The organism is Frankia sp. CgKIO3, from assembly GCF_977946435.1.
In genome coordinates, this window is sequence record NZ_CDWTMO010000026.1 from 1 (window position 1) to 13,189 (window position 13,189).

General features: G+C 70.8%; 9 protein-coding genes and 2 pseudogenes. 4 read left to right on the forward strand and 7 right to left on the reverse strand.

All coding sequences use genetic code 11. The features are described 5' to 3' along the window. Both AC08OJ_RS05160 and AC08OJ_RS05165 read left to right on the forward strand, forming a co-directional pair. Window positions 1-874 (forward strand): annotated as a pseudogene (locus AC08OJ_RS05160) (transcriptional regulator); the annotation flags it as partial. Window positions 875-1,044: 170 nt separating this feature from the next. After that, window positions 1,045-2,115 carry an endonuclease/exonuclease/phosphatase family protein gene (locus AC08OJ_RS05165; RefSeq protein WP_462203745.1) on the forward strand — a complete coding sequence of 357 codons (1,071 nt, stop codon included), beginning with the start codon at window positions 1,045-1,047 and terminating at the stop codon, window positions 2,113-2,115. A 65-nt stretch (window positions 2,116-2,180) separates the two neighbouring features. Here the strand turns inward: AC08OJ_RS05165 and AC08OJ_RS05170 are convergent, their stop codons facing one another. Continuing rightward, window positions 2,181-2,957 carry an enoyl-CoA hydratase/isomerase family protein gene (locus AC08OJ_RS05170; protein WP_476591825.1) on the reverse strand — a complete coding sequence of 259 codons (777 nt, stop codon included), beginning with the start codon at window positions 2,955-2,957 and terminating at the stop codon, window positions 2,181-2,183. Between the two features lie 16 nt (window positions 2,958-2,973). Continuing rightward, window positions 2,974-3,102, reverse strand: coding sequence for a hypothetical protein (locus tag AC08OJ_RS05175; RefSeq protein WP_462203748.1), 129 nt, complete (start codon window positions 3,100-3,102; stop codon window positions 2,974-2,976). A gap of 261 nt (window positions 3,103-3,363) precedes the next feature. On the opposite strand from AC08OJ_RS05175, the gene acs reads away from it, so the two are divergent. Together acs and glgP are read left to right on the forward strand one after the other, a co-directional pair. Further along, window positions 3,364-5,367 (forward strand): acetate--CoA ligase, encoded by a 2,004-nt coding sequence (gene acs / locus AC08OJ_RS05180; protein ID WP_476591824.1) that lies wholly within the window; start codon window positions 3,364-3,366, stop codon window positions 5,365-5,367. A gap of 133 nt (window positions 5,368-5,500) precedes the next feature. Then, complete coding sequence (gene glgP, locus AC08OJ_RS05185) at window positions 5,501-8,059, forward strand: alpha-glucan family phosphorylase (protein ID WP_476595178.1); 2,559 nt, start codon at window positions 5,501-5,503, stop codon at window positions 8,057-8,059. Here glgP and glgX read toward each other — a convergent pair. The 5 genes and pseudogenes from glgX to AC08OJ_RS05210 all read right to left on the reverse strand — a co-directional run bounded on the left by glgX (window position 8,056) and on the right by AC08OJ_RS05210 (window position 13,159). Further along, entirely contained in the window at window positions 8,056-10,467 is a 2,412-nt protein-coding gene (gene glgX, locus AC08OJ_RS05190; RefSeq protein WP_476595179.1) for a glycogen debranching protein GlgX, read from the reverse strand. The two genes, glgP and glgX, sit on opposite strands and share 4 nt — an antisense overlap. Before the next feature lie 113 nt (window positions 10,468-10,580). Continuing rightward, window positions 10,581-10,916: a hypothetical protein gene (locus AC08OJ_RS05195; protein ID WP_476591821.1), complete on the reverse strand. Its 336-nt coding sequence runs from the start codon at window positions 10,914-10,916 to the stop codon at window positions 10,581-10,583. Between the two features lie 2 nt (window positions 10,917-10,918). Next, window positions 10,919-11,719, reverse strand: coding sequence for a methyltransferase domain-containing protein (locus tag AC08OJ_RS05200; RefSeq protein ID WP_476591820.1), 801 nt, complete (start codon window positions 11,717-11,719; stop codon window positions 10,919-10,921). Further along, window positions 11,719-12,483, reverse strand: a pseudogene (locus AC08OJ_RS05205) (radical SAM protein); the annotation flags it as partial. The gene AC08OJ_RS05200 and the pseudogene AC08OJ_RS05205, both read right to left, overlap by 1 nt. A 112-nt stretch (window positions 12,484-12,595) precedes the next feature. After that, window positions 12,596-13,159: a hypothetical protein gene (locus AC08OJ_RS05210; protein WP_476591819.1), complete on the reverse strand. Its 564-nt coding sequence runs from the start codon at window positions 13,157-13,159 to the stop codon at window positions 12,596-12,598. Window positions 13,160-13,189 lie beyond the last annotated feature (30 nt).

Genomic DNA, 13,189 nt, shown 5'->3' on the forward strand with positions numbered 1-13,189 from the left:
CACCTTCCGCCGACTGGACGCGAAGTTCGGCGGCGACGAGATCCGGCCTCAGGTCGTCGCCTTTCTGCACGACCGGGCCCGGGCCGCCCGGGAGGGATGGCCGAGCCCCGACCTGTTCAGTGCGCTGGCCGAGCTGACCCAGTTCAGCGGGTGGCTCGCCCAGGACAGCAACCGGCAGGCCCTCGCGCAGCGCTACTACATCCAGGCCCTCAGCCTCGCCGAGCACGCCGACGACGCCATGCTCGCCGGCCGGGCGCTGTCCGCAATGAGCGACCAGGCCGCCCGGCTGGGCCATCCCCGGCAGAGCCTCGCCCTGGCCCGGGCGGCCCTCGGCCGCGCGGTGCGGCACTCCTCGTATGCTGTGCAGGCCATGCTGCACGACAAGCATGCCTGGGCGCTAGCACGCAACCGTGACGAGGCCGGTTGCATAGAGGCCCTGGACAAGATGGACCGGGCGATCGCGCGCAGCGACGGGGACGACGGACCGTCCTGGGCCGGCCACTACAACGCCGGCGACGTCGCCGAGTGCCATGGTCACTGCCTGTTACTGCTGAGCCACGCCCGACCGGCCGAGACGAAACTGCTCGAGGCCCGGAGCCTGCAGGGCGCGGCGCGCGCCCGAACCCGCAGCTACGCCGAGGCCAACCTCGCCCTGGCCTACCTGCGCCGACCGACTCCGGACCTGGAGGCCGCCCTGGAGGCGGGCTACCGAGCCGTCTCCGTCGCCGGGCAGCTGTCGTCCTCCCGGGTCACCGAGAAGCTGCGGGAGCTGGACCGTGAGCTCGACACGCACCCGACGGTGGCGGTCCGCGAATGGCACGAACGGGCGCGCCCACTGGTCGGCGCCACAGCCGACGTCACAGCCGCCACCTGACCGGTCACCGATAGCCGTCGCACGGGCGCCGACGACTTCAGCGCCGACGGCTCCCGGCGCCGGCAAGCCACGGCCATCGGCCCCACCCGTTACCGACGTCTCACCACCGAACGGGCTGTCCGGGAGCACCCGCCTCCCGGACAGCCCTGCCAGCCGGGCACTCTAGTGCAGTGAGTTCCGCGCAGGAGTCCGGTTCCGCCGTGCCGGACATCGACCCCATCTCCCGGCACAAGAACATCCCGGTCGCCGCCCCGGAGCCCCGGCCGCGCCCGGCCTTCCCGGTCCGCCCCCTGGTCGTGATCGTCGCGTGGGTCACAGCGGCCGGGCTCGGGGGGGTCGCCCTCGGCCGGTTGGCCCATCTCGACGATGCGGTGGGCTGGCCCTACTCCGCGATCAACGCCGGGACCGAACTGCTCTACCTCCCGGCCTACGCCACCGTGGCGGTGGCCTTCGCACTCCGCCGCAACCTGCTGATGATTATCTCCATGGCCCTGATCGCCATCCATCTGTTCTGGACCCTGCCCGAGGTTCTCCCCGGCGGCGCCGAGGAGGCCCCGCAGGGTGCCGCGCGCCTGCGGGTGATGTCGGCAAACCTGCTTTACTACAACGACCGCGCCGACCGACTGGGCACGCAGATCCGCGCCGCGAACCCGGACGTGCTCGTCCTCGTGGAGCTCTCCCCGCTCACCCTGGCGCGGGTCACCTCGTCCGGGGCGCTGGCGAGCTACCGGTACCGCGAGGTGTACCCGGAGCCGGGTGCGTTCGGCGCCGCTGTGTTCTCCCGCTTCCCGCTGCACGACGCCGCGGCCCCGGTCGTCGGCGGATCGATGTCGTTGCGGGCCACCGTGGAGGTGGATGAGCGTCGACGCTTCGTCGTGTACGCGGTGCACACGATCTCACCGACGACCAGCGCCTACACCGACCAGTGGCGGACCCAGCTCGACACGCTGCGCGCGCAGCTCGAGCACGCCACGCTGCCGGTCGTCATGGCCGGCGACTTCAATGCCACCCGGGACCACCGGCCGTTCCGCCGGCTGGTGAGCTCGGGGGTACGCGACGCGCACGACGTCGTCGGCGGCGGGTGGCAACCGACCTGGAACTCCAAAAGCCTGATCTTGCCGCCCGTGCTGCGCATCGACCACGTGCTGGCCTCACCCGCGTTTGCGGTGACGGGTTTCGAGGTCGGCGGCGACTTCGGCAGCGACCACCGGCCGGTCATCGCCGACCTGGCCATGCGGTAGTCCCCGGATGGCGCCTTCGGCGCCATCCGGGGACCCTTAACCACAGGCACCGCACGAGGTTCCGGTCAGCGGCCGATGAAGTCGGCCTTGCCGGGCCCGCTCTCGAGGAAGGACTCCATTCCGATCCGCCGGTCCTCGGTGGCGAACAGCCCAGCGAACAGCGCCGCCTCCAGGCGCAGCGCCTCGGCCAGCGCGATCTCCGCGCCGTCGTCGACCGCGTGCTTCGCCGCCGCGAGCGCCATCGCCGGGCCGTTCGTGTACCGGCCCGCGATCCGCTTCGCCTGCACGTACACCTCACCCGCGGGAACGACGGCGTCGGCCAGGCCGATCTCCGCGGCCTCGGCCGCCCGGACCTGCCGGCCGCTGAAGATGAGGTCCTTGGCGCGGGACGGGCCGATCAGGCGCGGCAGCCGCTGGGTGCCCCCCGCACCGGGGATCACTCCGAGCAGGATCTCGGGCTGGCCGACCCGGGCGTCCTCGGCCAGGACCCGCACGTCCGCGCACAGGGCAAGCTCCAACCCGCCGCCCAGGGCATAGCCCGTCACCGCGGCGACCACGGGCTTCGGGATCCGGGCCACGACCTCGAAGGTGGAGTTCAGATCGCCCACCCAGGCGGATACCTCGGCGTAACCCATCGGCGCCATCTGCCGGATGTCGGCCCCGGCGGCGAACACCTTCTCCCCGCCATAGAGCACCACCGCGCGGACGTCCGACCGCCGGGTCGCCTCGACCGCGGCGGTCCGCAGCTCCGCGGCGACCGTGGAATCCAGCGCGTTCATCGGCGGCCGGTCTAACCGGATGGTGCCGATCCCGCCGTCAACCTCGAGCCGCACCACACTCATCCGCATTCCTCCCGCTTCAGGCCCCTCGACGACCGGCGAGGCGTCCGGCACCCCGGCGTTCCCCACCCCGCCCCGGCCCGCCGAGATCGTCGACGGCGCCGGCTTTGAGGATGGTTTCGGTGTCGCTGTAGGTGTCGGTCGTCACGATAGGCCGACACGAGCTGATCTTCATCAATCATCTCCCGATCGGGTTCGGGGATCACTTGGTTCCAGCCGGCGCACTAGCCCCTAACTGGAAGTAGCGGACATTACCAACTGTCGGCCACCGGTCGGTCCCCTCCCACTCCCGGAACCTACCGACCGCCGGAACCTGCCGTGCAACTCCTGAGAGTTGACGGGCCTTCGTGGTAGACCGAGGGGCAGAGTATGACCGTGCTGTTCGTCCCGAGCCGACCCAGGAGGAGCCGTGGCCGACACAGCTGTCAGCGTCCCGACCGGTCTCGAGAACGTCGCCGATCTCGAGGCGACCCTGGAGAGCCTGCTGTCAGTGGAGCGTTTCGACCCGTCGGCGGCCTTCACCCGGCGCCGGCCGATGGACGCCGACCGGGCCGCCGCCGAGGCGGACCCGAACGCGTTCTGGGCTCGCAAGGCCGAGGAGCTGCTGACCTGGCACACGCCGTTCACGCAGGTACTCGACGACTCGAACCCGCCCTTCTACACCTGGTTCGCGGACGGGACGCTGAACCTGTCGGAGAACTGCCTGGACCGGCACGTGGCGGCCGGGCGCGGCGAGCGGGTGGCCTTCCACTGGCACGGGGAGGAGGGAGAGCGGCGCACCGTCACCTATGCGGACCTGCTCGCCGACACCCAGCGGCTGGCGAACGGGCTGCGTTCGCTCGGCGTGCGCGCCGGCGACGTGGTCGGGATCTTCCTGCCGATGATTCCCGAGGTGGCCGTCGCGATGCTGGCCTGCGCCCGGATCGGCGCGGTCCACAACGTGGTCTTCGGTGGTTTCGCGCCGTCCGCGGTCCGGGAGCGGATGGAGGTCTCCGACGCCAAGGTGCTGATCACCGTGGACGGCGCGCGGCGCAAAGGGCGGACGGCGCCGGTGAAGGCCGCCGTCGACGCGGAGCTCGGTGACCTCCCGGCACTGGAGCACGTTGTGGTCGTGCCCGGGCCGGGCGGTACCGGGGCGCCGATGACCGCGGGCCGGGACGTCTGGTACCACGAACTGCTGGCCGCGGCGGCGCCCGACTGCCCGCCGGAACCGCTGTCCGCGGAGCATCCCCTGTTCATCCTCTACAGCTCCGGATCGACCGCGAAGCCGAAGGGGATCCTGCACACGACCGCGGGTTACCTGCTCGGTGCCACCTACACTCACCGGGCGGTCTTCGACATCGACCCGGGCACCGACGTCTACTGGTGTTCCGCGGACGTCGGCTGGATCACCGGGCACTCCTACATCGTCTACGGCCCGCTGTCGAACGGCGTGACCAGCGTGATGTACGAGGGGGCGCCGGACTACCCCGACTACGACATCTGGTGGCGGCTCATCGAGGAGTACAAGGTCACCGTGTTCTACACGGCGCCGACGGCGATCCGTACGTGCATCAAGTGGGGCGCGCGGTATCCCGGTCGGCACGACCTGTCCTCGCTGCGGGTACTCGGCACGGTCGGGGAACCGATCAATCCGAAGGCATGGTTGTGGTACCACGTGGTCATCGGCGGTGGTCGCTGCCCGATCGTCGATACGTGGTGGCAGACCGAGACCGGCTCCGTGCTCATCTCGCCGCTGGCCGGCGTGACGTCGACCAAGCCGGGTTCGGCGACCCTGCCGCTGCCCGGTATCAGCCCGGCGCTGCTCTCGGAGGACGGCGAGCCGGTCACCGAGGGCACCGGAATCCTGGTGATCACCAAGCCATGGCCATCCATGCTGCGCACCCTTTACAAGGACGACGAGCGGTTCGTCAAGACGTACTTCTCCCGCTTCGGCCCGTCGACCTACGTCGTCGGCGACGCCGCGCGCCTCGACGCTGACGGCTACTTCTGGATCATCGGGCGGATCGACGACGTCATCAACGTGTCCGGGCACCGGCTGTCCACCGCGGAGGTGGAGTCGGCGATCGTTGCCCATGAGGCCGTCGCCGAGGCGGCGGTGGTCGCAGAGTACGACGAGCAGACCGGCCAGGCGATCGTCGCGTTCGTGACGCTCGCCGGTGACCGCTCGGGCAACGAGGCCACCGAGGCCGAGCTGCGCGAGCACGTGGCCAGGCGGATCGGCAAGCTCGCCCGGCCGCGGCGGATCATCTGGGCCGACGACCTGCCGAAGACCCGGTCCGGTAAGATCATGCGCCGGTTGCTGCGTGACATTGCCGAAGGCCGGGAACTCGGCGACGTCACGACCTTGCGCGACCCCGCGGTGATGGCCGCGCTCGCGGCCAAGGTGGGCACCGCCCGAGACAACGAGTAAGAGCGGTTCCGGTCCCCGGTTCCGGACAATTCTGGCTGTCATCGGGTCGACATGACAGTTGTTTCCCGGCCGGGACCAGCTGGCCGCACCCGGGTGTGTCGACGTCACCGGCACTGTCTAGGCTCACGTCTTCGTGAGAGCCCTCCGACGGTTCACCGTCCGTGCGCAGCTCCCCGGGCAGCTTGCTCCACTAGGGGAACTAGTCCTGAATCTTCGCTGGTCCTGGCATCCCGAGACGCTGGACCTGTTCGAGTCTGTTGATCCGGAGCTCTGGCGGGCGACGAAGGGAGACCCGGTCCGCCTGCTCGGCGAGGTGGATCATAACCGGCTGCTCGCGCTGGCCGCCGACCGCCGGTTCGTGCGCCGGCTCACCGACGTCGCGGACGACCTCCAGGAGTACCTGACAGCCGATCTGTGGTATCAGCAGCGGAAGGCCGAAGGCGCCCCGTCGGCGATCGCCTACTTCTCCCCGGAGTTCGGTATCACCGAGGTGCTGCCGCAGTACTCCGGCGGCCTCGGCATCCTCGCCGGCGACCATCTCAAGACCGCGAGCGACCTCGGCGTGCCGATCATCGGCGTCGGCCTGCTCTACCGGGCCGGGTACTTCGTGCAGTCGCTGTCCCGGGACGGCTGGCAGCAGGAGCGGTACCCGGGCATCGACCCGCACGGGCTCCCCCTGGCCCAGCTGACCGATCCGGCGGGGATGCCGGTGAAGGTGGCCGTCGGTCTGCCCGAGGGTCGCACGCTGCACGCGCAGATCTGGAAGGCGCAGGTCGGACGGGTCCCGCTGCTGCTGCTCGACTCGGACGTCGAGGACAACCAGCCGGCCGAGCGGGGGGTGACCGACCGGCTCTACGGCGGCGGGACCGACCACCGGCTGCTCCAGGAGATGCTGCTGGGCATCGGGGGTGTCCGTGCGCTGCGCGCCTACGCCGCGGTGACCGGGACTCCGGAGCCCGAGGTGTACCACACCAACGAGGGGCACGCGGGCTTCCTCGGCCTGGAGCGGATCCGGGAGCTCGTCGAGAACGGGCTCAGCTTCGACGAGGCGCTCCAAGCCGCCCGCGCCGGCACGCTGTTCACCACCCACACCCCCGTCCCCGCCGGCATCGACCGGTTCCCTCGCAGCCTGGTCGCCCGCCATTTCGGCGGGGACAACGGCTGGCCCGGTGTGCCGGTCGAGCGGATCCTGCAGCTCGGGGTGGAGGCCGACCCCAACGTCTTCAACATGGCCCACATGGGTCTGCGGCTCGCGCAGCGTTCGAACGGCGTCAGCAAGCTGCACGGCATCGTCAGCCGGGAGATGTTCGCGGGGCTGTGGCCCGGTTTCGACACCGCCGAGGTCCCGATCGGCTCGGTGACCAACGGGGTGCACGCCCCGACCTGGGTGTCCCGGCCCATCATCGAGCTTGCTGACCGCGAGCCCGGCCCGGGCCTGCTTTCCGACGACGCGGCCGGATTCGAGAAGATCTCCGCGTTGCCCGACGAGGTCGTGTGGGCCGCCCGGCGGCAGTTGCGGGAACGCCTCGTCACCGAGGTCCGCCGCCGGCTGCGGGCCTCCTGGCTCGAGCGCGGCGCGGCACCCGGTGAGCTGGAGTGGGTGGAGTCGGTTTTCGATCCGGACATCCTCACGATCGGTTTCGCCCGGCGCGTGCCGTCCTACAAGAGGCTGACCCTCATGCTGCAGGACCGTGACCGGCTGCGCCGGCTGCTGCTGCACCCGCAGCGGCCGATCCAGATGGTCATCGCCGGCAAGGCGCACCCTGCCGACGATGGTGGCAAGCAGCTCGTCCAGCAGATCGTCCAGTTCTCCGACGACCCGGCCGTGCGGTCGCGCATCGTCTTCCTCCCCGACTACGACATCGGGATGGCGCGCTTCCTGTACTCCGGATCGGACGTCTGGCTGAACAACCCGCTGCGTCCGCTGGAGGCGTGCGGCACGTCGGGGATGAAGGCCGCGCTGAACGGCTGCCTGAACCTGTCCATCCGGGACGGCTGGTGGGACGAGATGTTCGACGGCCAGAACGGCTGGGCGATCCCGACCGCGGACGGGGTCGAGGACCCCGACCGGCGCGATGACATCGAGTCCGTCGCCTTGTACGACCTGTTGGAGAACACCGTCGCCCCCCACTTCTACGACTCGGAGCCCGGCGACGGCATCCCCCGGCGCTGGGCCGCGATGGTCAAGCACACCCTGTCGGCTCTCGGTCCCCAGGTCCTGGCCAGCCGCATGGTCCAGGAGTATGTCGAGCGCTACTACGTGCCGGCCGGTGTCTCGGCCCGGGCCGCCGCCGCCGGCGGCTTCGCCGGGGCCCGGGACCTGGCCGCCTGGAAGAGCCGGGTGCAGGCCGCGTGGCCCGGGGTCCGCGTGCTCAACGTCGACTCCGCTGGTCTCGGTGACACCCCTCAGGTGGGCCAGTCGCTGGTGGTGCGGGCCACGATCGACCTCGGTGAGCTGGCCCTCGAAGACGTCGGCGTCCTCGCCTCCTACGGCCGGATCGACCAGACCGACCGGATCCTGGATCCTTCGACGCTGTTCCTGCAGCCGGCTGGCGAAGGGGAGGGCGGTCACCGCTACGAGGGCACCATCCCGCTCGGGCGCACCGGACCCTTCGGTTACACGGTGCGGGTGCTGCCCCGGCACGCACTCACCGCGAGCATCACCGAACTGGGCCTGGTTACCAACCCCTAGGGGTCCCCGCACCGCGGCGAAGCCGCGGTGCGGGGGGGATGGGCTCGTAGGACGAGCACGCTGTGGCCCAGCACGGTCAGGGACTCGCCGCCGGCATAGCTGGTTCCCGGTACCGCGACGGTCGCCGGGAATCCGGCGAGATCGTCGTCGGCGGTATTGAGCAGCAGGTCGTGGCGGGCCGCCCAGGGGGCACCGGGCAGGGTGACGACGGTGTCGCCGCGATCCGGATGGAACACGTACACCAGGCCAGTGCCGTGGGCCGGTCGATCGTGCGTCCCCCGCCCGCCGGCAGGATCCTCAGCGACGGGGCTGCCGGCGACATGGGCCACGAGCGTCGCGACCCGCGGGGCGTTCCAGTCCGCCACCGACATCACCGCCCCGTCCGCACGGAACCAGGTGATGTCCGCGAGTCGCCCGGGTGCCGACTGGCCGCCGTGGAAGAACCGCCCCCGGCGCAGCACGGGCTCGGCGGAGCGCAGTGCCGCCAACCCGCCCACCAGCCGGCACAGCGCCGGGTCGGGGCCGGCCGGGTCGGGGTAGACGTGGTCCGGCTCCGCGACGTCCACCGATCCGGCGAGGTCGGTCGGCCAGTCGAGCCAGGACACCGCGTTGTCCTGGCAGTAAGCGTTGTTGTTGCCGCCCTGCGAGCGACCGAACTCGTCGCCGGCGAGCAGCATCGGGACGCCCGTGGACAGCAGCAGCGTCGTGATCAGTCCCCGGCGCACCCGGCAGCGGATGGTCAGGATCACCGGGTCGTCGGTCGCGCCCTCCACCCCGTAGTTCGCCGAGCGGTTGTCCGCCTCGCCGTCCCGGTTGCCCTCGCTGTTGGCCTCGTTGTGCTTCTCGTTGTAGGAGACCAGGTCGGCCAGGGGAAAGCCGTCGTGGGCGGTGACGAAGTTGATCGATGCCCAGGGGCGTCGGCCGCCGTGCTCGAACAGGTCCGACGAGCCGGACACCCGATAGCCCAGATCGGCGACGCCGCTGGTGTGCCTGTTCCACACGTCGCGCACGGTGTCGCGGAACCGCCCGTTCCACTCCGCCCAGGGGGCCGGGAACCCCCCCACCTGGTACCCGCCCCAGCCGACGTCCCACGGCTCGGCGATCAGCTTCACCGTGGCGAGGATCGGGTCGGCGTGGATGGCGGTCAGCAGGCTTGCCGCGGGGTCGAAGGCGTCGGGATTGCGGGCGAGCGCGGTGGCGAGATCGAACCGGAACCCGTCGACGCCCATCTCCGTCACCCAGTACCGCAGCGAGTCGCAGATCAGCCGCACGACGTGCGGTGAGGACGTGTTGAGGGTGTTGCCGCAGCCGGTCACGTCACGGTAGCGCCGGGGATCCATCGGCTCTACCCGGTAATAGGTCGTGTTGTCCAGGCCGCGCAGGGACAGCGTCGGGCCCCGCTCGCTGCCCTCGGCGCTGTGGTTGTAGACGACGTCGAGGATCACCTCGATGCCGGCGGCGTGCAGGGCGACGACCATCGCCTGGAATTCGCCGATCGGGTCGTCGGTGGCCGCGTACCCGGCATGAGGGGCGAAGAAGGCCAGGGTGTTGTAGGCCCAGTAGTTGATTTTTCCGCGCTCGAGCAGGGCCGGTTCGGAGACCGAGGCGTGCACCGGCAGCAGTTCGATCGCGGTGACGCCGAGCCGGCGCAGGTGTGCCAGGACGCTCGGGTGGCCGAGCCCGGCGTACGTCCCGCGTAACCGTGGCGGCAGGCCCGGGTGACGTTTCGTGAGCCCGCGTACGTGCGCCTCGTAGATGATCGTGTCCGACCAGGGGATGGTGGGCCGGTTGTCCGCCGGATGTATGCCCGGATGTACGCCGTGACCCGTCGAACCGCCACTCCCGGATCCGGGGTCCCCGATCCCGAGGTCCCCGAATCCGGAGTCCCTGGTCCCGGCGGGGCCCCGCTGCGCCCGCCCGGGCCCGGTCACGACGCAGCGGGGCACGAACGGTGCGGAGTCCCGCGGGTCCGGTTCGAAGCCGTAGGGGTCGCCGCCACCGAATCCGTAGATCGCCGGGTCCGTGCGCAGCGTCCCGGCTACCAATCGGGCGTAGGGGTCGACCAGCAGCTTCGCCGGGTTGTACCGCTGGCCCCGCTCCGGGTCGTAGGGACCGTGTGCCCGCAGGCCGTAACGCTGACCGGGGCGGACGCCGGCCAGATAGCCATGCCACGCCCCGCCGTCACGCTCCGGAAGTCGATGGCGTGTCTCGCGGCCGTCGGCATCGAACAGGCAGAAGTCGACCGCCTCGGCCCCGGGGGCGACGACAGCGATGTTCACCCCGGACCCGTCCCAGGTCACGCCCAGTGGCACCGCGCACCCCGGCGCGAGCCCGGAGGCGGTCGGCGCCGGTACGCCCGGGGATGCCGGTATGTCCGGTGAGACGGTGGTCTTCACGGTGTCGGACACCTTGGCGACGCTAACCGATCCCCTTTTCCGGAGCACGGGAAACACGGTGGCCGTGGAACAGGCCGGGGATGACGTCAAAAGAAGGAGGATGGCTGCGCCGACGACGACCCCTGCTAGGGCGCAGGGGTGGCCTGGATGGTTGCCCGCCAGTCTCCGAAGGCGAGCTTGATCGTGCCGTCGTCGAGGATCCTCGCGCGTGCCCCGAGGAAGGGGGGCATGCCGAGGCGGAGCCAGTCGTCGCGGACGGCGTCGAGCGCGTCCCACAGCCGGCGCGGCCCGCCCTGGTGGACCGTCGGAGGCTCGGTGCCGACCGCGGTTGCTCGCGCCCAGGACCCGTCCGGGTGGGCCATGAGCGCGGTGTGCCGGCCGTCGGGTTCGCGCTGGTAGTGGTGGGAGATGCCGGGGACCGCCAGGGACAGCATGGTGGACAGCTCCCAGGCGTTGGCCACGTCTAAGACCGGGTAGCGGCCCGTTCCGACCTGCTCCCCGTCTCGTTCGGCGAGCAGGCCGGAATCGGCCTCGGAATCGACCGCGGTCGGGGGTAGTCGGGGCCGGTGCGGGTGCCCATGAACCCTGCCAAGTCCGTCTCGGTCTGCCCGACGACCCCGTCCGGGGTCTTCGTCGCGGTCAGGATCATCCAGGTCCCGGTGATGGTGGTGACCAGCCGGCCGCCGGGGCGCAGCGCGGCCAGCCAGCTCGGGGGAATGTAGGGGACGGAGACCATGGAGACGATCCGGTCGTAGGTGCCGGGCAGCGGCCCGGTCGCATCCACCGTCAGGGCGGTGGGGTGCAGGCCAAGAGCGGAGAGACGCTGCTCGGCGACGTCGACCAGGTACGGGTCGACGTCCAACGTGGTGACGTACTGGTCGCCGTAGCGCCGCGCGAGCAGCGCGGCGCCGTACCCGGAACCCGTGCCGATGTCAGCGACGTCCAGGCCCTCGGCCATCCGGGCGTGCCGGTACATGGTCAGGACGAGGGATGGCATGGTAGACGACGATGTCGGCCGGCCTGCGGGATGATCGCCCTCTGTCGCGTGGTCGGCATGGAGCGGGCCGACGCGGGTCACCAACGAATCGTTGGCGTAGGCGTCCGCGAGCGACCCGCGGCGCAGAGTCCACCCGCCGCCGCGTGTCCACCAGGCAGGCACGAACTCGTGCCGCGGGGTGCCGGCGACGACCGGGTACCAGCGGGAGCCGGGATGGGTGACCACGTCGGCCAAGGCGAGGGCGTGGGTCCGCCAGTCCGCCGTCATCAGTTTGGGTCGGGCTCGGGGTGGACCGGCCCGCAGAGCGTGCTGTCATCCGGATTGCACCCGTCGACGCCAACTCCCCGGCGCGGAACGGAACCGACCGCGTCCCGCCACCACCCTGCGGTCAGGAGATCGGCCAGCGGGGTGTCCCGGACGTTGCCGCCGTCGAGGCCGCGGCTCATCACGCACGGGGTAAGCCTGCCATCGGGCAGGACCGCCGCCCGGCCATGCCCGCAGTTCCCGCACAGCTCCGCAGGTGCTGGATCCGCCCCAGCTCCGGCGCGGCCGAACTCGCGGACCCGGTCGCGGGTGATGATCGGCACGCCGAGGCCGAGCAGCTCCGAATGTGCCCGGTCGGCGGCGGCGCTGTCGCCGGTGTCGACGACGCCAACCCGCAGCGGGATGCCGCGGCGCAGCACCTCAAGGATGTTCGCGCGGGTCAGAATGTGGGAACCGACACGGCCGGTGATCCGGTCATGACCCGCCGAGTCAGCCGCGTAGTAGCTGGTGGCCACCCGCACCCCGGGGCGCATCAACGTCGGCCACAGCCGGTCGGGTACCCAGACCAAATTGCTGTAGATCTCCACCTCCAGGCCGGCGGCGAGCGCGTGGTCGACGAGGTCGGGAAGGTTCGGGTGCAGGGTCGGCTCCCCGCCGATGAACTGCACCATTCTCACGCCGAGCGTGACAGCGTCGTCGATGACCGCGTGCCAGTCGGCCACGGCTATCGACCCGTGGCCGCCGGTCGGGCCCGACTCCGCGTAGCAGTGGACGCAGGCGAGCTAACACCGGCCGGTGATCTCCAACGCGACAAAGTCGAGCGCGGGCATGGTTGTGGGCGGCATGGCATCTCCTCGGGTACGTCTAGATGTCTCGAGATCAGACCGGGGGCGCCCAGGTGGTACGGCCGGTGCCGGCACACCACGGACAGTATGAGATCAACTTCTTCGAGTAGCCGTAGACTGTCGCGTAGGTGCCGATCCGCACCGCGAACCCGGAACAGCCCTTACAAAGCTGGGAGAACCGCAACACCGGCGGGCGGGCGGGTTCCGGGACTGTCTCCACGATCAGCCTCTCCGAGGTTGTCAACCGCCCGGGCCCGGATCGCGGTAACAACCTGCTTCCATATCTCCTCGGGGATCGATATCTCCTGCGGCTGTCCGGTCTGTAGAGCAGGACGACTTCCGTTTCGACCTGCGCGACCTGGCCGGCGCCGCACGACGTCCAGCCGACGATGTCATCCCAGGGCTCAAGACTGTCGAGCCGCCCGGCCCGGACATCCCGCACCAGCAGAAACCAGATGGGGGCCGGGAGACGGACCGTGCCGCCTTCCCCGCCGTACTCGTAGCGGATCAGGATGTCGTCGGCTCGGCCGAACTCAACCCCGGGGGCGCAGACGGGACGGCGCCATGCCGCCCCGTCCGATTCGGTGCGGGCAATCATGCATCTCTCCCTGTGGCGGTGGTTGGAGCC

Excerpts from the sequence above, each read along its gene's own strand:
- AC08OJ_RS05170 (WP_476591825.1), bottom strand. The coding sequence starts at position 2,957 with ATGAGTGTGGTGCGGCTCGAGGTTGACGGCGGGATCGGCACCATCCGG.
- AC08OJ_RS05200 (WP_476591820.1), bottom strand. The coding sequence starts at position 11,719 with ATGACGGCGGACTGGCGGACCCACGCCCTCGCCTTGGCCGACGTGGTC.
- AC08OJ_RS05210 (WP_476591819.1), bottom strand. The coding sequence starts at position 13,159 with ATGATTGCCCGCACCGAATCGGACGGGGCGGCATGGCGCCGTCCCGTC.